Below are 20,801 nucleotides of genomic sequence, written 5' to 3'. Positions count from 1 at the left end.
GAGGCCCGCCTCCCGTTCCCGAGCCCGGGACTAGAGCAGGGTCACCTCCAGTTCGGCGATGCGGTCGAGGTCGGCCACGACGTCGATCACGGCGATCCGGCCGCCGCGCACGAACGTGAAGCTCAGCGTCCGCTCCACCCGGTCGTCGCACAGCACCGCCAGTCCGGTGGCGCCGTCGATCAGGGCGGGCCGGGCCACGGCCCCGGCGAAAGCGAAACTGGACGCGCCCGCCACGACCGCCGCCGCTCCCGCCATCACCCCGGCCTCCGAGCGGGCCACGACGTCCGGGTCCAGCACGGCGAGCAGCTTGACGAAGTCCCCGTCCCGGGCGGCGGACAGGAAGGCGCCGACGACCTTGCGCTGCCGGGCGAGATCGACGTCCGGCTCCTGCGCGCCCCGTACCCGGCGCCGGGCCTGGCCGGCGAGCTGCCGGGCGGTTTCCGGGCTCCGGTCGACGATGCTCGCGACCCCCTCGTACGGCACGCCGAACAGGTCGTGCAGCACGAACGCCAGCCGCTCGCCGGGGGTGAGGGCGTCCAGGACGACGAGGAGCGCGACGCCCACGGAGTCGGCGAGCAGCGCGTCCTGCGCCGGGTCGGCCTCCTCGCACGGCGGGACCGGCGCCCAGTTGTCCAGCGGCTCCCGGCCACGGGTACGGCGCGAGCGCAGCATGTCCAGACAGACCCGGCCGACGACGGTCGTCAGCCAGCCCGCCAGGTTGTCGATCTCCCCGCCCGCGCTCCCGCCGCTGCTCCGGCTGAGCCGTACCCACGCCTCCTGCACGGCGTCGTCGGCCTCGGCGGCGGATCCGAGCATGCGGTGCGCGACGGCCCGCAGACGGTTGCGGTGCGCTTCGAAGCGCTCGGCGAGGAAGTCGGCGTCGCCTGTTGCCATCGTTCGTCACATCCCTGGTCGCGTTTGGCTGTCATGTAACTGACGCTTGAAGCGCCCGAGATGTGACACACGCACGCAAGGTGCCGGGAAATTCGTTGAGCACCGATCAGGAACGATCTCGTCCGGTCAGCCCCAGTCCCGACCGTTCCGACCCCGCTTCGTCTGCGCGCGCTGCTTCTTCTCGCGCAGCCGGCGCTCGTTGATCCCGCGCGGGATCCGGGTCGCCCGGCGCGGCTTGGGCGGCGGGGCGGTGGCCTCGGCGAGGAGGGCGGCGAGGCGTACGGCGGCGGTCTCGCGGTTGCGCCACTGGGAGCGGTGCTCGGAGGCGCGGACGGAGACGACGCCGTCGACGAGCCGGCCGGCCAGCCGCTCGAGCGCCCGCGCCTTCCACACCTCGGGCAGCGCCTCGGTGCGCGCGAGGTCGAAGCGGAGCTCCACCTGCGAATCACTGGTGTTGACGTGCTGCCCGCCCGGCCCCGAAGACCGCGAGAAACGCCACATGAGCTCGGCCTCGGGAAGCGAGACGGAGCCGCGGACGACATAGGGACCAGACATGCCGACCATGTTCCCGCTCACGCCGCCCTCACGTCACGCGAATATCCCCGGAAGCCCGCCACGAGCCCGTCCTGGGTAAAGAAAGTAAAGAAACGCGGAGTGGCGGGGAACCTTGAGCACCCTTCGCTGCGTTCATAGGGATAGCTGTAGCTTCGTGCCCGTACGAAGCCCCGTACGAAGCCGTACGCAACGAGGGAAGGACTCCCAACCATGGCTGTAAGCCTGTCCAAGGGTGGCAACGTCTCGCTCACCAAGGAGGCTCCGGGCCTGACCGCCGTCACCGTGGGCCTCGGCTGGGACGTCCGCACCACCACCGGCACGGACTTCGACCTCGACGCCTCGGCGATCGCGGTCAACCCCCAGGGCAAGGTCTACTCCGACGGTCACTTCGTCTTCTTCAACAACAAGCAGACGCCGGACCAGACCATCGTCCACACCGGCGACAACCGCACCGGCGAGGGCGCGGGCGACGACGAGGCGATCAACGTCAACCTGGCCGGCCTCCCGGCCGACATCGACAAGATCGTCTTCCCGGTCTCGATCTACGACGCGGAGAACCGCTCGCAGAACTTCGGCCAGGTCCGCAACGCCTACATCCGCATCGTCAACCAGGCCGGCGGCGCCGAGATCGCGCGCTACGACCTCTCGGAGGACGCGGCCACCGAGACGGCCATGGTCTTCGGCGAGCTCTACCGCAACGGCGCGGAGTGGAAGTTCCGCGCGGTCGGCCAGGGCTACGCGTCGGGCCTCGTGGGCATCGCCCAGGACTTCGGCGTCAGCGTCTGACGTCCCGCGCCCACGCGCACACCTCATCGGAGCCCCCGGCCGGACGGCCGGGGGCTCCGTGGCTGCCCGGCGAGCCCGGCCGGTTCGTCCAGCCGGGTCGGCCGCCGCGGGTTCCTCCTTGGACAGACCCGGATGATCAGCCCGCGGCCGGCGGAATCCCGCACGCGTCGGAGTAGCCCTGCGAGGTGATCCCCTGCGCCGCATTGGTCCTGCTCGACAGGTTGGCGAAGCCGATGAGCACGGTGAGTTCGACCAGCGCCGCCGGGCCGAGCCGGTCGAGCAGACGGGCGGACAGCTCGTCGGTGACGGTCGGCGGGGTGTGCGTCATCGCCTCGGCGTACTCCAGCACGTCCCGCTCCAGCGGCGTGAACACGTCCGCCTCCCGCCAGCGCGGCACCTGACTCGCCTTGGTCAGATCCAGGTGGCGGTTCACCGCCCGGAAGTAGTTGATGTCGAGGCACCAGCTGCAGCCGACCTGCGCGGCGACGGCCATGTGCGCGAAGGTCTTGAGGCTCTCGTCGACGGTGTCCCACTCAGCCGCCTTCGCCCCGAACTCCAGAGCGGCCATGGTGACCTCGGGGTTGTTGAACCCCACCTCCACGGGCTCGGGCAGTGCACCGAACTGCTTGATCAGGTTCTCCCTCAACTCGGTGGGAAGCGCGGCTTTCGGGATACGCGGTGTCATGGTGTTCTCCTTGTCCGGGCGGCCTGTCCGGCGTGTGGGCACGTTCGGCTTGCTGGGCATGAAGACACCGCCCGATGCTCGGATGTGACATCAGGTGGGACCACGGAGGGGACATCCGGTGGGACCACGTCAGCCCGTGGTCGCCCGGCTAGCGTGCTCCCCATGCTTCTCAGCCCCCTCCCCCTCACCGCCGACCACGACATCCCCGCGCCCCTGCTCACCGAACTCACCGCGCTCTACGCCTCGCAGCACGCGTTCCACGCCCTCAGCGGCGACTTCCCGGACCCGGACGACATCCGGCCGGAGCAGGTGGCCGCGGCCCTCGCGCAGGAGCTGGCCCACGAGGGTGCGGAGGTGCTGCTCGCCCGCAGTCAGGGGCGGCTGGCCGGGGTCGTGGTCACGCTCGACCAGCATCCCGACCCGGCCGATCCCGATCCGTGGGTCGGGCTGCTGATGGTGGACGCGGCCTTGCAGGGACAGGGCCACGGCAGGCGGATCGTCCAGCAGGTCGAGGACCGCTTCCGGGCGGCGGGCCGCGACGCCCTGCGGCTCGCCGTGCTCGACACCAACACCGCGGGGCTCGCCTTCTGGACCGCCCTCGGCTACGAGGTCATCGGGCACCGGCCGGACCTCGTGCTCGGCCGTCCGTGCGCGGTGCTGCGCAAGCCGCTGCGCGGCTAGAACCGGGCGGCCCGGGTCGCCGTGCGTCGATCCGCAGGGCGCCGTCCTGCACCGGTGCGGCCGCCCGGCCCCGCCCCTCTGCTCGACGGGTGGGAGGCGATGAGCGGCCGGCGTCGTCCGGGACCGGCGTGACGGCTCACGGGTGGGCGGGCTTGCCCTCCCCGTACAGCCAGTCCGCCCAGATCTCGTCGAAGTCCTCGTCCGGCGCCTGCTTCTCCACGTACGCCGTGAAGTCGGCGGTGCCGGCGCTGCCGTGGCGGTGGGCGGCGGCCCAGCCCTGGACGATGTCGTAGAAGGCGTCGTCGCCGACGGTCCGGCGGATGCGGTGGATCACCATCGCGCCGCGCTGGTAGACGGGCGTGTCGGAGACATGTGCCGCGCTCGTCGGCTTCGCGGGCGGAAACGCCCACAGGTCCTCGTACTCGTCCTCACCGTGGTCGTACAGCTCCGTGAACGTCTCCTCCGCCGTGGCGCCGCCCTCGTCCTCCGTCCACAGCCACTCGGCGTAGGTCGCCAGGCTCTCGTTGAGCCACATGTCCTGCCAGCTCTTCGGCGTGACGGAGTCGCCGAACCACTGGTGGGCGGTCTCGTGGACGAGGATCGCCATGTCGGGGGCGCCGGGATAGACGGGACGGTTCTGCGTCTCCAGGGCGTATGCGGCGTCCTCGTGACGGTCGACGATCGCTCCGGCGGAGGAGAACGGATAGGGGCCGAAGTTGTACTCCGCCCATTCCATGACCTCGGGGAGCCGGGCGAGCACCTTGCGGCTCGCGGCCACCTGGGACGGGTCCACGGCGACGTAGACCGGCAGTCCGCCCCGCGCCACCGGGCCGGCAACGGCGTCGGTATCGGTATCACCGGCGGGAGGGAGAGTGGAGCGGGTGACGGTGTAGTGGCCGATCGCGACGGTGGCGACATAGCTCGCCATCGGTTCGGCGGTGTGCCAGACGAAGGCCGTGCGGCCGTCGTCCGTCGTCCTAGCGCTGCGCAACTCGCCGTTGGAGACGGCCGTCAGGCCCTTCGGGACGGTGACGGCGATGTCGTAGGACGCCTTGTCGGAGGGGTGGTGGTTGCCGGGGAACCAGGCCATGGAACCGGTCGGCTCACCGAGGGCGAGCGCTCCGTCGGCGGTGCGCAGCCAGCCCTCCTTCGAGCCGTCCGGATCGGTGATCGTCCGCGGGCTGCCGGAGTAGCGGACCCGGACCTCGAAGGTCTCGCCGTCGGCCAGGGCGTCGGGCGGCCGGACGATCAGCTCCTGGCCGTCCCGGCGGAACCCGGCCCGGTCGCCCCCGACGGTCACCTCCTCGACCTCCATGCCCGCGAGGTCCAGGTCGAAGGCGGCGAGGTCCTCGGTCGCGCGTGCGGTGACGACGGCGGTGCCGGTGAGCCGGTTGCCCTCGGGGGTGTAGGCGAGGGTGAGGCCGTAGTGGGAGACGTCGTAGCCGCCGTTGCCCGCCTCGGGGAAAAAGGGATCACCGACCCCCGGGGCACCCGAGACGTCCCGGGCCCGGGACCCCGGGGTGTCCGGCGCGCCCGCGTCGTCGCACGCGGTCAGGGCGAGCACGAGAGTCGCGGCGGCCACCGCCGGAACAAGACGCACGGATCGGGACATGTCAGTGATCCTATGGGGACGGCCGGCCCGGGCGCGGAGGCGTGACACCATCGCCTACGTGCTCGACATCGGCTACGCCCTCTCCAACCGCTTCCCGGACCCCCCGCAGAAGGACTACCGGCTCGCGGACGTCCACAGCCTGCGCCACGACCTGTTCTGCGGCGACGTCTATCTCGCCGACACCAAGGCGGACCGCGAGGTGTCCACAGCCTGGGGATGGGTGCCGGTACTGGACTTCGCGTGGGCGCTGTGCGACATCGTGGAGCTGATCGACCAGGATCCGGCGGGCTCGCGCGCCTCCCGCCCGCAGTACGCGGAACTGGACTTCACCGAGTCCACCGACCGCATGCTGTTCGAGCGCCGCTTCGGCTGGGTGGACATCGCGGCCGACTGGATGCCGGTGGATGAGCCGCCGCTCACCTTCTCCCACGCCGAACTCCGCCGCGAGGCACGGGACTTCCTGCACGACCTCCTCGCGGATCTGACCGACCTGCACGAGGACCTGGCCGAGAACCCGGCGATCTGGACGCTGCAGGCCCGCTTCCCCCGCGTGAGCTAGCTCCCCCCGGCTCCCGGGGAGGTGCAGGCCCCCCGGACGCGTCACCCCAGCCTCCGCCCCCGGTCCTGGTCCTTGACGTCTGCCCCTCCCCCTGTCCCCCTCCCCCAGGGGCCCTGGTCCTGACCTCGGGCGGCCCCGGCCCGCCCCTCTCTCTCAGCCCCTCTGCCCCCTCTCAGCCCTCCACTCTGATCCCCAGCTCGGCCGCCAACACGGGTGCCAGATCGAGCAGTTGGGCCGCGCTGATCACCGCGCCGGACAGGCGGTCCACGCCGCCCGCGAGGCCCAGTTCCACCGCTCCGCGCAGGTCCACGTCCGCCAGGGTGGCCGCGGTGAAGTCGGCGGACTTCAGGGCGCAGTCGACGAACTCGACCCGTTCCAGGCGGGCGCCGCCGAAGTCCGGCTCCACCAGGACGCACGACTCGAAGACCACGTCCCGCAGTCGCGCCTGTCGCAGGTTCAGGTAGTCGATCTTGCCGCCGCGGATCACGACCCGTTCCAGGACGGCGCCGTACAACTGGGTGCCTCCCAGCCGGGCGTCGAGCAGCTCGACATCGCGCAGGGTCGCCTCCGCCAGGTCGGTGCCGACGCCCCGGATGCCGGTGAGGACCGAGTCGAGGAAGCGGGTGTGGCGCAGCCGCGTCTCGTCCAGCGCGCAGCCCGTCAGGGCGCAGTCCATGAAGCGGGCGCCCCCGCCGTCCTGCCCGGCGAGGTCCAGCTCACGGAACTCCACGCCGTCGTAGTCGCCGTCGGGCTCCAGCTCCGCGCCCCCGTACGGCTCCAGCGGCGGCAGCCGCAGTTCCGGGCGGCGCGCGCCCTTCACCACCGCACCCGCCCTGCCGCCGGTGCCGCCGCCGGTCCTGCCGGTCCTGCCGGTCCCTGTCCTCGCCATGCCCCCATGCTGCACCCCGCCACTGACAATCCCCCCGCCCGTCCTCCGGCGACCAGAAGACCCTTGACCTCAAGCAAGGTTCAGGTCGGAGGGTGGAAGCGGTCGGGCACGAGCCCGTCCCCGACCCGCCGCCCGCGACCCGCGGCCGGCCGCCGCCCTCGCCCATCACCGACACCCGACACCCGACACCCATGGGGGATCCCTGTGCACGCCATCCGTCTCCATGCCTTCGGCCCCGCCGAGAACCTCCGCCACGAGGAGGTCGCCGACCCGGTGCCCGGCCCCGGCCAGGTCCGGGTCGCCGTCGAGGCCGCGGGCGTCCACCTCCTGGACACGGCCCTGCGCCAGGGCTTCCAGGGCCCCGCGCCCACGCCCACGGCCCTCCCGACCATCCCCGGCCGGGAGATCGCCGGCGTCGTCGAGGCACTCGGCGAGGGCGCGCCCGACAGCTGGCTCGGCAGGCGCGTCGTCGCCCATCTCGGCTTCGCGCCCGGCGGCTACGCCGAACGCGCCGTCACCGACGTCGACCGGCTGCACGAGATCCCGCCGCACCTGGACCCCGCCCAGGCCGTAGCCATGATCGGCACCGGCCGCACCGCACTGGGGATCCTGCAGTTCGCCGAGCTCGGGCCCGCGTCCGTCGCCGTGGTCCCCGCGGCCGCGGGCGGCATCGGCACGCTTCTGGTCCAGTACGCCAAGAACGCGGGCGCGACCGTCGTCGGGCTGGCCGGCGGGCCGGAGAAGACGGCCCGGGTCGCGGCGAACGGCGCCGATCTCGCCGTCGACTACACGGACACCACCTGGCCCGCCAAGGTCCGCGCCCAGCTGGGCGGTCGGCCCGCCGACGTCGTGTTCGACGGGGTGGGCGGCGACGTCGCCCGCGCGGCCGTCGAACTCCTCGGCCCCGGCGGCAGGCACCTCGTCTTCGGCTGGTCCGCCGAAGGCGTCAGCGACGGGAAGGGCTACTTCGTCGAGGGCGTCTCCCGGTCGGTCCTCGGGCCGGTGATGATCGAGAAGGCGGGCGGGCTGCGGGCCCTGGAACTGCGTGCCCTCGCCGAGGCCGCCGCCGGCCGGCTGACCCCGGCGGTGCAGAGGTTCCCGCTCGCCGAGGCCGCCGCCGCGCACCGGGCGCTGGAGACCCGCGGAACGGTCGGGAAGGTCGTCCTGGTGCCCTGACCCGGCGCACCCGGCGCAGCAGGCCGCGGGCAGCTCCCCACGCGGCTCGCCCCGCACCCCGGCACACGGCTCGCCCCGCACCCCGGCACGCAGCCCGGCCGGGGGACCGGCATGCGGTTCGGCGACCGCCCCGGCACCCGCCCCGGCGACAGTTCCAGCCCCTGCTCCCTCCCCGACCCTCCCGCTTCCCAGCCCCTCCCTCACCCCCAAGCTCCAGGGATGCGATACACACCGATTCATGGTGTTCTGTCGGAATGAGTGTCACCCGGACAGGTGAATCCTCCGCCGACACCGCACCCGACCCCCGCCGCTGGTGGGGCCTGGTGATCATCGCCCTCGCCCAGCTCATGGTCGTGCTGGACGCGACGATCGTGAACATCGCGCTGCCCTCCGCACAGGAGGACCTGGGCATCTCCGACGGCAACCGCCAGTGGGTGATCACCGCCTACACCCTCGCCTTCGGCGGCCTGCTGCTGCTCGGCGGCCGCATCGCCGACCTCGCGGGCCGCAAACGGACGTTCGTCATCGGGCTGATCGGCTTCGCCGTCGCCTCCGCGCTCGGCGGGGCGGCCACCGGCGCGGGCATGCTGTTCGGCGCCCGCGCCCTCCAGGGCGCCTTCGCCGCCGTACTCGCGCCTTCCGCGCTCAGCCTCCTGACGACGACGTTCACCGACCCCAAGGAACGCGGCAAGGCCTTCGGCATCTACGGCGCCCTCGCGGGCAGCGGCGCCGCGATCGGCTTCATCGTCGGCGGCCTGCTCACCGAGTACCTCGACTGGCGCTGGTGCCTGTACGTCAACGTGCCCATCGCCGTCGTCGCCGTGATCGGCGCCCTCGTGCTGCTCCACGACCGCCCCGGCCACGCGGGCGCCCGTCTCGACGTGCCCGGCGCCGTGCTGGGCTGCGGCGGCCTGGTCGCGATCGTCTACGGGTTCAGCGAGGCCGAGTCGCGCGGCTGGACCGACCCCCTGGTGCTGGGGCTCTTCGCGGGCGGGATCGTCCTGCTCACGGTGTTCGTGTGGTGGCAGACGAAGGCGCGGATGCCGCTGCTGCCCCTGCACATCATCAAGGACCGCAACCGCGCGGGCTGCTTCCTGACGATGGGCCTCGCCGTCATCGGGATGTTCGGCCTGTTCCTGTTCATGACCTACTACCTCCAGGTCATCCTCGGCTATTCCCCCCTGAAGACGGGCCTCGCCTTCCTCCCGCTCACCCTGGCGATCATCATCGGCTCCACCCAGATCTCCGCCCGGCTGATGCACCGGGTGCCGCCGCGCATGCTGATGGTCCCCGGCATGCTCCTCGCCTCGGGCGGCATGGTGATCCTGACCCAGATGACCGTGGACTCCTCCTACACCAGCGAGATCCTGCCCGCCCTGCTCCTGATGGGCCTCGGCATGGGCCTGACCTTCATGCCGGTCTTCTCCACGGCCACCGCCGGGGTCGCCCCGCACGACGCCGGCGTCACGTCCGCCACCGTCAACACCTCACAGCAGGTGGGCGGCTCCATCGGGACCGCGCTGCTCAACACGATCGCCACCACCAGCAGCACCGCCTACATCACGGCGCATCTCACCGACCCCGCGCGGCGGGCCCAGGTGGTGGCGGAGGGCACCGTGCACGGCTACACGGTGGCCATCTGGTGGGCCGCCGGGATCATGCTGCTGGCGGGTCTGGTGGCGGGCCTGATGGTCACCACCGGGCCCCAGCGACACGCCCCGGCGGAGGCGCCCGTGCCGGAGTCGGTGGGCCCGCCGCCCCCGTCCCCCGACCGCCGCCGCTCCTGAGCCACGACCGGCTGACCGGCCCCTTCTCCCGGGCACCGGTTCCCGAGCATCAGCGCCTGAGCCCCGCCCCCGCCCCCGGCTCGTACGCCAGGGGCCCGGCGCAGCGCTACCCGTCGATGTCGTGGTCGCCGTCAGTGGCGTCCCGCCACCCGGTCCGCGAGCCGCGCCAGCCGTGAGGAGCCCGCCGCGTGCCGCTCCGTCTCGCGGCGGTCCGCCGCCCGGTAGGTCGCGTACATGCCCCGCACCCCCAGCCAGCGCAGCGGCTCCGGCTCCCACCTGCGCACCTTGTGGCCGACCCAGGGGAGGTCGGTGAGGTCGGTGGCGCCGTCCTCACCGGAGTCGAGCCGCACCAGGTCCCGCAGGGTCCGCGCGGCCAGGTTCGCGGTGGCGACGCCGGAGCCGACGTAACCGCCCGCCCAGCCGAGGCCCGTGGCCCGGTCCAGCGTCACCGTCGCGCACCAGTCGCGCGGTACGCCCAGCACCCCGGACCAGGCGTGCTCGACCCGCACCCCGGTCAGCGCCGGGAAGAACCCGACCAGCAGCTCGCGCAGCGACGCGGCGGTCTCCGGCTGCGTGCGTCCGTCGTTGTCCGTCCGCGAGCCGAAGCGGTACGGCACTCCGCGCCCGCCGAGCGCGATCCGGCCGTCCGCCGTGCGCTGGGCGTACATATAGGCGTGCGCCATGTCGCCGAGCGCCTCCCGTCCCGCCCAGCCGACCGCCGCCCACTGCTCGTCGGTGAGCGGCTCGGTGGCGATCATCGAGGAGTTCATGGGCAGCCAGGTCCGCCGCTCGCCCTTCAGCGCGGCGGTGAACCCCTCCGTGCAGCGCAGCACGTACGGCGCCCGCACGGTCCCGTACGGCGTCACCGCGCGCCCCGGGAGGATCTCCGTCACCGGGGTCGACTCTCGGATGTCCACCCCCAGCGCCTCCACGGCCGCCGCGAGCCCCTTGACCAGCTTCACCGGGTGCACGCGCGCCCCGTGCGGGGTCCAGCTCGACCCCACGGCGCCCGCCACCCGCACCCGCTCGGCCGTCTCCCCGGCGTCGTACAGCTCGCGGTCGTGCTCCCCGTACGACAGCTCGTGCGCGTGGAAGTCCTTCAGCCGCGCCAGTTGCGCGGGGGTCCGGGCCACCTCCAGCACTCCGCCCTGGTGGACACCGGCGTCGAAGCCCTCCGCCGCCACCGCCCGGACGACCTCGCCGACCGTGTCGTTCATCGCCCGCTGGAGCCGCACGGCGGCCTCGTGGCCGTGCAGTCTCGCGTATCGGTCCCGGCCCGCGACGCCGTTGTACAGCCAGCCGCCGTTGCGCCCCGAGGCGCCGTATCCGCAGAACCTCTGCTCCAGGACGGTGATCCGCAGAGAGGGCGCGGCCTTCTTCAGGTAGTACGCCGTCCACAGACCCGTGTACCCGCCGCCGACGATCACGACGTCGGCGGAGGCGTCACCGGCGAGCGGCTCCCGCACCGACGGAAGGCCGTCGTCCGCGTACCAGAAGGAGATGCCGCCGTTGACGACGCCGTCCGTGACACCGCTTGCCGAGCTGCTCATGGCCGGACGTTAACCCGGCTGCACGGGCGCTGTCTCCTTCGGATTCCGTTGTCTTTCGCGCCCTCTGACCAGCGGATAGCACGCCAGCCCGATGACGACGGAGACGAAATGACCGAAGTCCGTGAACGTCGGGTCGGAGGTCAGCGGGAAGCCGTAGAAGACCAGCACGGCCGCGAGATACCCGTACCGCCAGGGCGGGCGGATCTGGAAAGCGAGCACCGCGACCACCCCCGAGAGCGCGTAACTCACCCCGACGTCCAGGGTGTCGGCCGCCGACTGCGGTGCGAGCCCGTCCCGGATCGCCTTCGCCAGCACCCCCTGGCTGATCAGCGTCGCCAGCACATGCGCGGCCGCGCACACCGCCAGCCAGCGCGCGGTCCCCAGCCGGCGTTCGGCCTGGGCGTGGAAGACGGAGTACAGCACCACGTACGGCAGCCAGTGCCCGCCGTCGATCCACAGGGCGCTCGCCACCAGCACCCGCACCGGGTGCCGGGACAGCTCGTGGAGATTGGTGGACCGCTGCCGCAGGAACTCCTGCTCGAACTCCGGGGACATGTGGTGCAGGGCCACCGTCGTGACGAACAGGACCGCCAGCCACACATAGGTGCCGGGCGCGCCGCGGACGTACGCCCACACCGCCCGCCGGACGCCGGAAACCCCGCTGAGCCGTCTCACCCGGCCCAGTATCGGCGAAACGCCGGCCGGGGGCATGCGAAAGCCCAGGCCGCACAGAAGCGCTGACCTGGGCTTTTCGTCGAGCCCCCTGTCGGATTCGAACCGACGACCTGCTCATTACAAGTGAGCTGCTCTGGCCAGCTGAGCTAAGGAGGCGCCGCGCGCCACGACACGCGCGCGAGGGCGGGTCCACTGTACACAGACCGGCTTTCCCCGAGCCACGGACTTCCGCGTCCGCGCGGCCCTGACCAGCGGGCCGCTTCGCCGCACTCGAGAATTCCCGCGAAGTTCACATGCCCGCGGGTACTGACAGACCGGGAAACGCCAGGTACCGTCCTGACCCAGTTCGCTCATGTGGACTACACCAACCACCTTCCTACAACGGATCGTCCGGCACGTTCCTGCCGGTAGAAGGGGGCCCTTCACCATGGCCACTGTCACGTTCGACAAGGCGACCCGGATCTACCCGGGTTCCACCAAGCCCGCCGTCGACGCTCTCGAGATCGACATCGCGGACGGCGAGTTCCTCGTCCTGGTCGGCCCGTCCGGCTGCGGCAAGTCCACCTCGCTCCGCATGCTCGCGGGGCTCGAGGACGTCAACGGCGGCGCGATCCGCATCGGCGACCGCGACGTCACGCACCTGCCGCCCAAGGACCGGGACATCGCCATGGTGTTCCAGAACTACGCCCTCTACCCGCACATGTCGGTCGCCGACAACATGGGCTTCGCGCTCAAGATCGCCGGCGTCAACAAGGCGGAGATCCGGCAGAAGGTCGAGGAGGCCGCGAAGATCCTCGACCTCACCGAGTACCTGGACCGCAAGCCGAAGGCCCTCTCGGGTGGTCAGCGCCAGCGTGTCGCGATGGGCCGCGCCATCGTGCGTGAGCCGCAGGTCTTCCTCATGGACGAGCCGCTGTCCAACCTGGACGCCAAGCTCCGCGTCTCGACGCGTACGCAGATCGCCTCGCTCCAGCGCCGCCTGGGCATCACCACCGTCTACGTCACCCACGACCAGGTCGAGGCCCTGACCATGGGCGACCGCGTGGCGGTCCTCAAGGACGGTCTGCTCCAGCAGGTCGACACCCCGCGCAACATGTACGACCGGCCCGCGAACCTCTTCGTGGCCGGCTTCATCGGCTCCCCGGCGATGAACCTCGTCGAGGTGCCGATCGCCGACGGCGGCGTGAAGTTCGGCAACTCGGTGGTCCCGGTCCAGCGTGACGCGCTCTCCGCCGCCACCGACAAGACGGTCACCGTCGGTGTCCGCCCCGAGCACTTCGACGTGGCCGGCGCCGACGCCGACCACGGCCTCGCGGTCGTCGTCAACGTGGTCGAGGAGCTCGGCTCGGACGCCTTCGTCTACGGCACGGCCAAGGTCGGCGGCGAGTCGAAGGACCTCGTGGTCCGCGTCGGCGGCCGTGACGTCCCGGAGAAGGGCAGCACGCTGCACGTCGTCCCGCGCGCGGGCGAGACCCACGTCTTCTCGACGTCGACGGGCGCGCGTCTCTCCGACTGACCCGGACCGGATCCGGGCGATACACCCGGGTTGACGAGAAGGGCCCCGCGGCCTGCCGCGGGGCCCTTTCCCGTGCCCGCGAAAATCCCCGGCACAGCGGACATTCCGGCCGAGGTCCGTCAACCCTTTACCCAAAAGGGAGCACGGCTTCATCCCCCGTCCGGGTGACTCAATGTCGCCGATTCATTACTGCACGCTACCCTCTCACGCGTGAAGCACTCCGCGAACCACTCCACCACCCAGCGCACGCGCCGCGGCCAGGGCGGCCCAGCCCGCCGGATCGGCCGCTCGCTCGCCCTCGTCCTGCCCGTCGTCATGGTGCTCTCCGGGACCCTCGCGGTCACCCGGGTCAACTGGTCGGGGAACCCCTCGGATTCGGTGCTCACCGCCTCCGAGGTCTCCGCCGCGCACCAGTCCTCGCGCGAGGCCGCCAAGGCCCCGCAGGACGTTCTGCGCGACCAGTTGCTGACCGAGCTCCAGGAGAAGGATCCGGGCGTCGCCCTGACCCACCTCCAGGCCGCCGTGAACGGCAAGCCGTCGATGGCGAAGCACTGCTCCTCCATCGCCCGCGCCCTGGGCCGGGCCGCCGTCCGCGTGTACGGCGCCTCGCGCGCGCAGTCGTACTCCCGCCCGGTGTGCGACACGGCCTTCGCCTCGGGCGTCCTGGCGGCCCGGGGCTGAGCCGCCGGGCGTCGGCGCGGCCCGCACCGAAGCCCCGGCCCGTACCGACCGGAGCGTGCGGTTCCCCTCCCGCCGGGGGAGCCGCACGTCCCGGAACGGGCGGCACGTACAGTGCGGGCATGACCGATCCGCACGCCGCGTCCCGCCCCACGCAAGCCGTCATCCTGGCCGGTGGCCAGGGGTCCCGGCTGCGTCCGTACACCGACGACCGGCCCAAGCCGATGGTCGAGATCCCCGGCACGGGGACGCCGATCATCGGCCATCAGCTGGGCTGGCTCGCCGAGGAGGGCGTCACCGACGTCGTCGTCTCCTGCGGCCACCTCGCCGAGGTCCTCCAGGACTGGCTGAAGTCGGCCGACCTGCCCGTCAAGGTCACGACCGTCGTGGAGACCGAGCCCCTGGGCCGCGGCGGCGGCCTGAAGTACGCGGCCGCCCACCTGCCCCACCCCGACCGGCCCTGGTACGCCACCAACGGCGACATCTGGACCCGCTTCTCGCTGCGCGAGATGGCCGACTTCCACACCGAGCGCGACGCCATAGCGACCCTCGCGCTGGCGCGTCCGCGCATCCCGTGGGGTGCGGTGCAGACGGACGGGTTCGGCCACATCACGGACTTCATCGAGGCCCCGCCCACCACGTACGAGATCAACGCGGGCGTCTACGTCTTCTCCCCCGCGTTCGCCGGGCTGCTCCCCGAGCGCGGGGACCACGAGCGGACGACGTTCCCGCATCTGGCCCGCGAACGGCGGCTGGCCGGGTTCCCGCTCCCGCAGGGGGCCTACTGGCGGGCCATCGACACCGCGAAGGACCTCACCGAGGCGGCGAAGGAACTGGCCGCCCTCGGTCGCTGAGAGTCGCTCTCCACCGGGGCGGCCCGTCGCCGGCCGCGCCGCCCGTCCGGACACTCGCGCCCGGACGGGCGCCCGGGCGGCCGCTGGACCCGGCGAGAGACCCTCTCGCCGCCCCCACAGAACCGGATAGACCGGACAGACCGAACAGATCAGGGTGCCGTGTGCTGACGCGCACACGGCACCCTGATCGGTCCGGGGGGGGCGTGGGGAGGAGCGGGATCCGGCCCGCCCTCCCGCACCCCGACGAGCGCCTACCCGAGCAGGCCGCCCACCAGGCCCGGCTGGCCGGAGGACGAGGATCCGCCGTCCGAGCCGCCGCCGCCGCTCGTCGAACCGCCCGACGCGGCCGAGCCGCCGGAGGAGGGGCCCGAGCTGGTCGAGGGGGCCTGCTCCACCGGAGTGGACTGCTCGGGCGGCGCCTCGCCCGCGGTGCCCTGCGTCTGGCTGGGCGCGCCGGCGTCGCCGTCGCCGGAGGTGCCGGAGTCCCGCGCCTCGGAGGGCTCGCTGTCCGCGCCCGCCGTCGGGGCCGCCGAGGCGGCGGCGCCCTGCGTGGGCGAACTGGACGCGGCGGGCTCCCGGGACGCCTTGTGCGTGCCGGACTTCTGCGGCAGCGGCGAACCGGGCAGCTCGTTGCGCGGCGGCTCGCCCGGGCCGGGGACGACCACCCGGTCGGCGTCGCGCACGGCGCCGCCGAGCAGCGAGCCGATGAGCAGGGTGAGACCGACCGCGATCGCGGTCACCAGGGCGCCCCGACGCAGCACGTAACGGCGCAGCTCCCACAGGTCGGAGCGCGGGCCGAGCCGGCGCCACGCACCGGCGGCGAGCCTGCCGTCCACCGAGTAGACGGGGGCGCCCGCGATGATCAGCGGCGACCAGGCGGCGAGGTAGATGATGTCGGGGGTGTCGTAGACCGGGACGGTCTTCCAGCTGACGGTGACGATGAGCGCCGCCGAGAGCCCGGCGCCGACGACCGCGGCGACCCGCTGCCAGCAGCCGAGGACCGTCAGGACGCCCACGACGACCTGCAGGAAGGCGATGACGAGGCCGGAGCCGACGGGGTGGTGCAGGGCGAACTGCCGCAGCGGCTCGGCGACTTCCCACGGATGCAGGGTGTCGAGCCACTTCACCATGGAGCCGCGCTTGCCGCCGTCGAAGTAGACAGGGTCGCACAACTTGCCCATGCCGGCGTAGATGGAGATGAAGCCGAGGAAGACCCGCAGCGGAAGCAGGACCACGCCGAGGTTCATCCGGCGGCCCGGGTAGTAGGCGTGCCGGGCCGGGTCGTCGCCCTGCCGCCGGCTGCGCGGAGCCGGTTCCGGGTCGGCGTCGTCGTCCCCGAAGTCCTCGAACTGGGCGTCGTCGTAGGCGGGTTCGTCGTAGGCGCTGCCGACGCCGCGCATGTTCGGCAGGATCCGCTGCTCGCCGTCCACGGGCATCCGCTGGGCGCCGACGATCGGGGTCTCGAGGGTCTGCGCGGCGAGGTCGCCGTCATAGCCCCGGTCGCCCATGCCGACGCGGGGGATGACCTGGGTGGCTCCGGCGTCGGCGCCGGGCGGTTCGCCGTGGCCGACGCTGCCTGCCCGCACGGCCTGCAGCAGTCGGTGGGCGCCGGTGTCGTCCGGGGCGGACTTGCCGCTCCAGACGACGGCCCGGCGACGGCCACCGGAAGCGGCGCCCGCTCTGCCGGCCGACCCGACGGCGGCCATGCGCGCGGTGTCATCGATGGCGCTCACGTGCCGGGCGATCCGCGGGGATTGGTTACGCCGCGCCGACGCGCCCAGCTGCACGCGGAAGCTCGCGTGGCTGACGATGATCTGCGCCGGATCGCTCGGCACCTTCACCATGCTCAGCGCGGGAGCGTCGTCGAATCCCGACGAGCGGTCCCCCGTGGGTGTGCGGGGTGTTCTGGTGTCCACACTCATCTAACCGAGTGACGTGTGTTTAGGACACTGCTTTGACCCGCCGGATCTGTCCGGACTCCGTCAAGGTTGTACTACGCGCCGGGATTGACCCGTTCGAGTGAACTCCCCGCACACGGGCGCGGGGCCCTCAGCCGCGCCGCCGAGCCGCCTCGTACAGCACGATCCCGGCCGCCACACCCGCGTTGAGGGATTCGGCGCCACCCGGCATCGGGATCCGCACCCGGAAGTCGCAGGTCTCGCCGACCAGGCGGGAGAGGCCCTTGCCCTCGCTGCCGACGACGATGACGACCGGGCCGTCCAGCGCCTTCAGCGTGCTGACCTCGTGCTCGCCGTCGGCGGCCAGACCGACGATCGCGACACCGGCCTTCTTGTAGGCCTCCAGGGCGCGGGTGAGGTTGGTGGCGCGGGCGACCGGGGTACGGGCCGCCGCACCGGCGGACGTCTTCCAGGCGCCGGCCGTCATGCCGGCCGCGCGGCGCTCGGGGACGACCACGCCGTGGCCGCCGAAGGCGGAGACGGAGCGGACGACGGCACCCAGGTTGCGCGGGTCGGTCACGCCGTCGAGGGCGACGATCAGCGGGTCCTCGCCGTTGTCGTAGGCCGCCGACGCCAGGTCCTCGGGGTGCGCGTACTCGTACGGCGGGACCTGGAGGACCAGGCCCTGGTGGTTGAGGCCGTTGGTCATGCGGTCCAGCTCGGGGCGCGGGGCCTCCATGAGGTGGATGCCGCCGCGCTCACCGGCGAGCTGGAGCGCCTCGCGCACCCGCTCGTCGTTGTCGATGAACTGCTGCACGTACAGCATCGTCGCGGGCACGCCCTCGCGCAGCGCCTCGACGACGGAGTTGCGGCCGACGACCATCTCGGACGTGCCCTTGCCGCCACGGCCGCGCGGCGCGGGCCGGCGTGCGGCCTGCTTGGCCTTGGCGGTCGCGATGCGGTTCGCCTTGTGCTTCTTGCGCATCTCGGCGGGCGGGGTCGGTCCCTTGCCTTCCAGGCCCCGGCGCCGCTGGCCGCCACTGCCGACCTGCGCGCCCTTCTTGCCGGACATGCGGCGGTTGTTGGCTGCCATGAGTCTCTCGTCTCCGTGAGCTTTCGTACGTACGTCTTATGCAGTGTGCCGCCCGGAAGGCCGGGCGGCACAGTCGATCAAGGACAGGCCCCGGGGCCGCCCTACCGCGGACCGAGGCTCCAGCGCGGCCCCTGCGGGCCGTCCTCGATGGCCAGACCGGACTGGGTGAGCTGGTCACGGATGGCGTCCGCGGTCGCCCAGTCCTTGCGCCCGCGGGCCGACTCGCGCTGGTCGAGGACGAGTCGTACGAGGCTGTCGACCACGCCGTGCAGGTCCTCGCCCCGGCTCTCCTCGCCGGCCCAGTGCGCGTCGAGCGGGTCCAGGCCGAGGACGCCGAGCATGGCGCGGACCTCGGCGAGGCGGGCCACGGCGGCTTCCTTGTCGTCGGCGGCGAGCGCCGAGTTCCCCTGCCGGACCGTCGTGTGCACGATGGCGAGCGCCTGCGGGACACCCAGGTCGTCGTCCATCGCCTCGGCGAAGGCCGGCGGCACCTCGGCCGCGGGCTCGACGACTCCCCCGGCCTTCTCGACGACGCGCTGCACGAAGCCCTCGATCCGCGCGAACGCCGACTCGGCCTCGCGCAGCGACTCCTCGCTGTACTCGATCATCGAGCGGTAGTGCGGGGTACCGAGGTAGTAGCGCAGCACGATCGGGCGCCACTGCTTCACCATCTCGGAGACGAGGACGCTGTTGCCCAGCGACTTCGACATCTTCTCGCCGGCCATGGTGACCCAGGCGTTGTGCACCCAGTACCGCGCGAACTCGTCGCCGTAGGCCTTGGCCTGGGCGATCTCGTTCTCGTGGTGCGGGAAGATCAGGTCGAGGCCGCCGCCGTGGATGTCGAACACGGGCCCCAGGTACTTGTGCGCCATCGCCGAGCACTCGAGGTGCCAGCCCGGACGCCCGCGACCCCAGGGGGTCTCCCAGCTCGGCTCCCCCGGCTTGACGGACTTCCAGAGGGCGAAGTCGCGCTGGTCGCGCTTGCCGGTCTCGCCGTCGCCCGAGGGCTGGAGCAGGTTGTCCAGCTCCTGGTTGGACAGCCGGAGGTACTCCGGGAACGAGCGCACGTCGAAGTAGACGTTGCCGTCGGCCTCGTAGGCGTGTCCGCGCTCGATCAGCCCGCGCATCATCTCGATCATCTCCGGGACGTGCCCGGTGGCGCGGGGTTCGTAGGTCGGCGGCAGGCAACCCAGCGCCTGGTAGCCGTCGTTGAACGCCCGCTCGTTCTCGTACCCGATCGACCACCAGGGGCGGCCCTGGTCGTGCGACTTGGCGATGATCTTGTCGTCGATGTCGGTGACGTTGCGGATGAACGTGACGTCGTAGCCGCGGTGGGCGAACCACCGGCGCATGATGTCGAAGTTCAGGCCCGAGCGGATGTGCCCGATGTGCGGGGCCGCCTGCACGGTGGCACCACACAGGTAGATCGAGACACAACCCGGCTGGAGCGGGACGAAGTCACGGATCTGCCGGGCACTGGTGTCGTACAGGCGAATGGTCACCACTCCAGGGTAGTGGGCGCGGGGCGATGCCCCGAGCCCCTTCCACCCAAGGGCCACACATTCGTGACATGCCATGGCATATGTCGGGCCGGTGCGGGCGGCGCCGCTCAGCCGGTACGCGCCACCAGCGCCGTCGCGATCGCCATCAGACCCTCGTCGCGTCCCGGGAAGCCGAGCCCGTCCGTCGTCGCGCCCGACACCGACACCGGCGCGCCCGCCGCCTCAGAGAGGATCTTCTGCGCCTCGTCGCGCCGCTTGCCGATCTTGGGGCGGGGCCCGACGACCTGCACGGCGACGTTGCCGATGACGAAGCCGGCCTCGCGGACGATCCGGGCCGCCTCCGTGAGCAGGGTGACGCCCGAGGCGCCGGACCACTCGGGGCGCCCGGTGCCGAAGTGCTGCCCCAGGTCGCCGAGGCCGGCCGCGGAGAAGAGCGCGTTGCAGGCGGCGTGCGCGACGACGTCCGCGTCGGAGTGCCCGGCCAGCCCGGGGCCCTGCCCTTCCCACTTCAGGCCCGCGCACCACAGCTCGCGGCCCTCCTCGAAGGCGTGGATGTCGGTGCCGATGCCGACCTGGGGCAGCACGGGCCGCGTCTCAGAAGCCATCGTTGAGCCTCCTGCGGGCCAGGACCGCCTCGGCGAGGACCAGGTCGAGGGGCCGGGTGACCTTGAAGGCCTCCTCGTGACCGGGGACGACGACGACCGTCAGCCCCAGCTGCTCGACCATGCTCGCGTCGTCGGTGACGTTCTCCGTGACCGACTCGTGGGCGCGGACCAGGGTGGCCCGGTCGAAGCCCTGCGGGGTCTGCACGGCGCGCAGGCGGGCGCGCTCGGGCGTCGCGACGACCGGCTCGGGGTCGCCGGGGACCGCGGCCGGTTCGACCTCCTTGACGGTGTCCGCGAGCGGCAGCGCCGGGACGACGGCGGGAGCGCCCTCCCGTACGGCCTCGATCACGGCGTCCACCGTGTCGACGGGGACGAGCGGCCGGGCGGCGTCGTGCACCAGGACGATGTCGTGGCCGGGCGGCAGCGCGTCCAGGCCGAGCCGCACGGACTCCTGGCGGGTCTCCCCGCCGGGCACGACCAGGAAGTCGGTGCGGTCGGGCAGCGCGTGCGCGTCGAGCAGCGACTTCACCTCGGCGGCGCCGTCCGGCGGGGCCACGACGACGACCAGGGAGACGGCGCGGGAGGCGGCCATGGCGCGTACCGCGTGGATCAGCATGGGCGTGCCGCCCAGCGTGCGGAGCGCCTTGGGGGCGCCCGGACCGAGGCGGACGCCCCGCCCGGCGGCCGGAATCACCGCGGCCGTACGGGTGGGCGCGGGGGAGGGACGCGAATCGTCAGACATCGGTTCCTGTCAGGTTTGTGTTCCGGCCCGGCGTGGGTATGGCCCTGGAAGTGCCGGGCGCGAC

Annotated in this window: 20 protein-coding genes and 1 tRNA gene; 8 read left to right on the top strand and 13 right to left on the bottom strand. The window is 72.5% G+C overall.

The annotated features are described in order from the left end of the window. Window positions 1-30: 30 nt before the first annotated feature. Together J2X68_RS06485 and arfB are read right to left on the bottom strand one after the other, a co-directional pair. Window positions 31-894: a sigma-70 family RNA polymerase sigma factor gene (locus J2X68_RS06485; protein ID WP_310431474.1), complete on the bottom strand. Its 864-nt coding sequence runs from the start codon at window positions 892-894 to the stop codon at window positions 31-33. 126 nt (window positions 895-1,020) lie between these two features. Continuing rightward, window positions 1,021-1,458 carry an alternative ribosome rescue aminoacyl-tRNA hydrolase ArfB gene (gene arfB, locus J2X68_RS06480; protein WP_310431750.1) on the bottom strand — a complete coding sequence of 146 codons (438 nt, stop codon included), beginning with the start codon at window positions 1,456-1,458 and terminating at the stop codon, window positions 1,021-1,023. A 201-nt stretch (window positions 1,459-1,659) separates the two neighbouring features. Between arfB and J2X68_RS06475 the strand changes: the two genes are divergently transcribed. Further along, complete coding sequence (locus tag J2X68_RS06475; protein ID WP_020130301.1) at window positions 1,660-2,235, top strand: TerD family protein; 576 nt, start codon at window positions 1,660-1,662, stop codon at window positions 2,233-2,235. A 136-nt stretch (window positions 2,236-2,371) separates the two neighbouring features. Here the strand turns inward: J2X68_RS06475 and J2X68_RS06470 are convergent, their stop codons facing one another. After that, on the bottom strand, window positions 2,372-2,920 hold the full coding sequence (locus J2X68_RS06470; RefSeq protein WP_310431473.1) for a carboxymuconolactone decarboxylase family protein: 549 nt from the start codon (window positions 2,918-2,920) through the stop codon (window positions 2,372-2,374). A gap of 162 nt (window positions 2,921-3,082) precedes the next feature. On the opposite strand from J2X68_RS06470, the gene J2X68_RS06465 reads away from it, so the two are divergent. Beyond that, on the top strand, window positions 3,083-3,601 hold the full coding sequence (locus J2X68_RS06465; protein ID WP_310431472.1) for a GNAT family N-acetyltransferase: 519 nt from the start codon (window positions 3,083-3,085) through the stop codon (window positions 3,599-3,601). A 136-nt stretch (window positions 3,602-3,737) separates the two neighbouring features. On the opposite strand, the gene J2X68_RS06460 is transcribed toward J2X68_RS06465, so the two are convergent. Next, the gene (locus J2X68_RS06460; protein ID WP_310431471.1) at window positions 3,738-5,213 is read right to left on the bottom strand and encodes a M1 family metallopeptidase; all 1,476 of its coding nucleotides are present in this window, start codon (window positions 5,211-5,213) and stop codon (window positions 3,738-3,740) included. Window positions 5,214-5,271: 58 nt separating this feature from the next. On the opposite strand from J2X68_RS06460, the gene J2X68_RS06455 reads away from it, so the two are divergent. Beyond that, window positions 5,272-5,772 carry a hypothetical protein gene (locus J2X68_RS06455; protein ID WP_310431749.1) on the top strand — a complete coding sequence of 167 codons (501 nt, stop codon included), beginning with the start codon at window positions 5,272-5,274 and terminating at the stop codon, window positions 5,770-5,772. Window positions 5,773-5,944: 172 nt separating this feature from the next. Here J2X68_RS06455 and J2X68_RS06450 read toward each other — a convergent pair whose 3' ends face one another. Beyond that, window positions 5,945-6,661, bottom strand: a complete 717-nt coding sequence (locus tag J2X68_RS06450; RefSeq protein WP_310431470.1) for a pentapeptide repeat-containing protein — start codon at window positions 6,659-6,661, stop codon at window positions 5,945-5,947. Between the two features lie 204 nt (window positions 6,662-6,865). Here J2X68_RS06450 and J2X68_RS06445 point away from each other — a divergent pair, with 204 nt between their 5' ends. Beyond that, window positions 6,866-7,837, top strand: coding sequence for a zinc-binding dehydrogenase (locus J2X68_RS06445; protein WP_310431469.1), 972 nt, complete (start codon window positions 6,866-6,868; stop codon window positions 7,835-7,837). Window positions 7,838-8,091: 254 nt separating this feature from the next. Then, a complete protein-coding gene (locus J2X68_RS06440; RefSeq protein WP_310431468.1) occupies window positions 8,092-9,624 on the top strand; it encodes an MFS transporter in 1,533 nt (510 codons plus the stop codon). A 131-nt stretch (window positions 9,625-9,755) separates the two neighbouring features. On the opposite strand, the gene J2X68_RS06435 is transcribed toward J2X68_RS06440, so the two are convergent. From J2X68_RS06435 to J2X68_RS06425, 3 genes are all read right to left on the bottom strand, one after another. Then, a complete protein-coding gene (locus J2X68_RS06435) occupies window positions 9,756-11,174 on the bottom strand; it encodes an FAD-dependent oxidoreductase (protein WP_310431467.1) in 1,419 nt (472 codons plus the stop codon). Window positions 11,175-11,183: 9 nt separating this feature from the next. Further along, complete coding sequence (locus J2X68_RS06430; protein ID WP_310431466.1) at window positions 11,184-11,885, bottom strand: rhomboid-like protein; 702 nt, start codon at window positions 11,883-11,885, stop codon at window positions 11,184-11,186. A gap of 46 nt (window positions 11,886-11,931) precedes the next feature. Beyond that, window positions 11,932-12,005, bottom strand: a tRNA-Thr gene (locus tag J2X68_RS06425). A gap of 271 nt (window positions 12,006-12,276) precedes the next feature. Here J2X68_RS06425 and J2X68_RS06420 point away from each other — a divergent pair. The 3 genes from J2X68_RS06420 to J2X68_RS06410 all read left to right on the top strand — a co-directional run bounded on the left by J2X68_RS06420 (window position 12,277) and on the right by J2X68_RS06410 (window position 14,897). Next, window positions 12,277-13,365 (top strand): sn-glycerol-3-phosphate ABC transporter ATP-binding protein UgpC, encoded by a 1,089-nt coding sequence (locus J2X68_RS06420; protein ID WP_310431465.1) that lies wholly within the window; start codon window positions 12,277-12,279, stop codon window positions 13,363-13,365. Window positions 13,366-13,575: 210 nt separating this feature from the next. Next, the gene (locus tag J2X68_RS06415; protein ID WP_310431464.1) at window positions 13,576-14,046 is read left to right on the top strand and encodes a hypothetical protein; all 471 of its coding nucleotides are present in this window, start codon (window positions 13,576-13,578) and stop codon (window positions 14,044-14,046) included. Between the two features lie 119 nt (window positions 14,047-14,165). Beyond that, on the top strand, window positions 14,166-14,897 hold the full coding sequence (locus J2X68_RS06410) for a nucleotidyltransferase family protein (protein WP_310431463.1): 732 nt from the start codon (window positions 14,166-14,168) through the stop codon (window positions 14,895-14,897). Window positions 14,898-15,148: 251 nt separating this feature from the next. Here J2X68_RS06410 and J2X68_RS06405 read toward each other — a convergent pair whose 3' ends face one another. From J2X68_RS06405 to ispD, 5 genes are all read right to left on the bottom strand, one after another. Continuing rightward, a complete protein-coding gene (locus J2X68_RS06405; protein WP_310431462.1) occupies window positions 15,149-16,819 on the bottom strand; it encodes a DoxX family membrane protein in 1,671 nt (556 codons plus the stop codon). Window positions 16,820-16,946: 127 nt separating this feature from the next. Beyond that, a complete protein-coding gene (gene rlmB / locus J2X68_RS06400) occupies window positions 16,947-17,888 on the bottom strand; it encodes a 23S rRNA (guanosine(2251)-2'-O)-methyltransferase RlmB (protein WP_310431461.1) in 942 nt (313 codons plus the stop codon). 101 nt (window positions 17,889-17,989) lie between these two features. Beyond that, window positions 17,990-19,390: a cysteine--tRNA ligase gene (gene cysS, locus J2X68_RS06395; protein ID WP_310431460.1), complete on the bottom strand. Its 1,401-nt coding sequence runs from the start codon at window positions 19,388-19,390 to the stop codon at window positions 17,990-17,992. A gap of 107 nt (window positions 19,391-19,497) precedes the next feature. After that, window positions 19,498-19,995, bottom strand: a complete 498-nt coding sequence (gene ispF, locus J2X68_RS06390) for a 2-C-methyl-D-erythritol 2,4-cyclodiphosphate synthase (protein WP_062645494.1) — start codon at window positions 19,993-19,995, stop codon at window positions 19,498-19,500. After that, the gene (ispD, locus tag J2X68_RS06385; protein WP_310431459.1) at window positions 19,985-20,737 is read right to left on the bottom strand and encodes a 2-C-methyl-D-erythritol 4-phosphate cytidylyltransferase; all 753 of its coding nucleotides are present in this window, start codon (window positions 20,735-20,737) and stop codon (window positions 19,985-19,987) included. The genes ispF and ispD overlap by 11 nt, the downstream gene beginning before the upstream one ends. Window positions 20,738-20,801: the final 64 nt, after the last annotated feature.

Source organism: Streptomyces sp. 3330 (genome assembly GCF_031456635.1).
Taxonomy (GTDB): Bacteria; Actinomycetota; Actinomycetes; order Streptomycetales; family Streptomycetaceae; genus Streptomyces.
The sequence above is the reverse complement of the archived record's forward strand: the minus strand, read 5'-3'. Positions and strand labels throughout refer to the sequence as shown.

What these genes read in the sequence shown, in the direction of transcription:
- J2X68_RS06405 (WP_310431462.1), bottom strand. Translation starts at nt 16,819, where the DNA reads ATGAGTGTGGACACCAGAACACCCCGCACACCCACGGGGGACCGCTCG.
- J2X68_RS06420 (WP_310431465.1), top strand. Translation starts at nt 12,277, where the DNA reads ATGGCCACTGTCACGTTCGACAAGGCGACCCGGATCTACCCGGGTTCC.
- J2X68_RS06465 (WP_310431472.1), top strand. Translation starts at nt 3,083, where the DNA reads ATGCTTCTCAGCCCCCTCCCCCTCACCGCCGACCACGACATCCCCGCG.
- rlmB (WP_310431461.1), bottom strand. Translation starts at nt 17,888, where the DNA reads ATGGCAGCCAACAACCGCCGCATGTCCGGCAAGAAGGGCGCGCAGGTC.
- J2X68_RS06435 (WP_310431467.1), bottom strand. Translation starts at nt 11,174, where the DNA reads ATGAGCAGCTCGGCAAGCGGTGTCACGGACGGCGTCGTCAACGGCGGC.
- ispD (WP_310431459.1), bottom strand. Translation starts at nt 20,737, where the DNA reads ATGTCTGACGATTCGCGTCCCTCCCCCGCGCCCACCCGTACGGCCGCG.
- J2X68_RS06470 (WP_310431473.1), bottom strand. Translation starts at nt 2,920, where the DNA reads ATGACACCGCGTATCCCGAAAGCCGCGCTTCCCACCGAGTTGAGGGAG.
- J2X68_RS06430 (WP_310431466.1), bottom strand. Translation starts at nt 11,885, where the DNA reads ATGCCCCCGGCCGGCGTTTCGCCGATACTGGGCCGGGTGAGACGGCTC.
- J2X68_RS06475 (WP_020130301.1), top strand. Translation starts at nt 1,660, where the DNA reads ATGGCTGTAAGCCTGTCCAAGGGTGGCAACGTCTCGCTCACCAAGGAG.
- J2X68_RS06410 (WP_310431463.1), top strand. Translation starts at nt 14,166, where the DNA reads ATGACCGATCCGCACGCCGCGTCCCGCCCCACGCAAGCCGTCATCCTG.
- J2X68_RS06460 (WP_310431471.1), bottom strand. Translation starts at nt 5,213, where the DNA reads ATGTCCCGATCCGTGCGTCTTGTTCCGGCGGTGGCCGCCGCGACTCTC.
- J2X68_RS06485 (WP_310431474.1), bottom strand. Translation starts at nt 894, where the DNA reads ATGGCAACAGGCGACGCCGACTTCCTCGCCGAGCGCTTCGAAGCGCAC.
- J2X68_RS06440 (WP_310431468.1), top strand. Translation starts at nt 8,092, where the DNA reads ATGAGTGTCACCCGGACAGGTGAATCCTCCGCCGACACCGCACCCGAC.
- arfB (WP_310431750.1), bottom strand. Translation starts at nt 1,458, where the DNA reads ATGGTCGGCATGTCTGGTCCCTATGTCGTCCGCGGCTCCGTCTCGCTT.
- ispF (WP_062645494.1), bottom strand. Translation starts at nt 19,995, where the DNA reads ATGGCTTCTGAGACGCGGCCCGTGCTGCCCCAGGTCGGCATCGGCACC.
- J2X68_RS06450 (WP_310431470.1), bottom strand. Translation starts at nt 6,661, where the DNA reads ATGGCGAGGACAGGGACCGGCAGGACCGGCAGGACCGGCGGCGGCACC.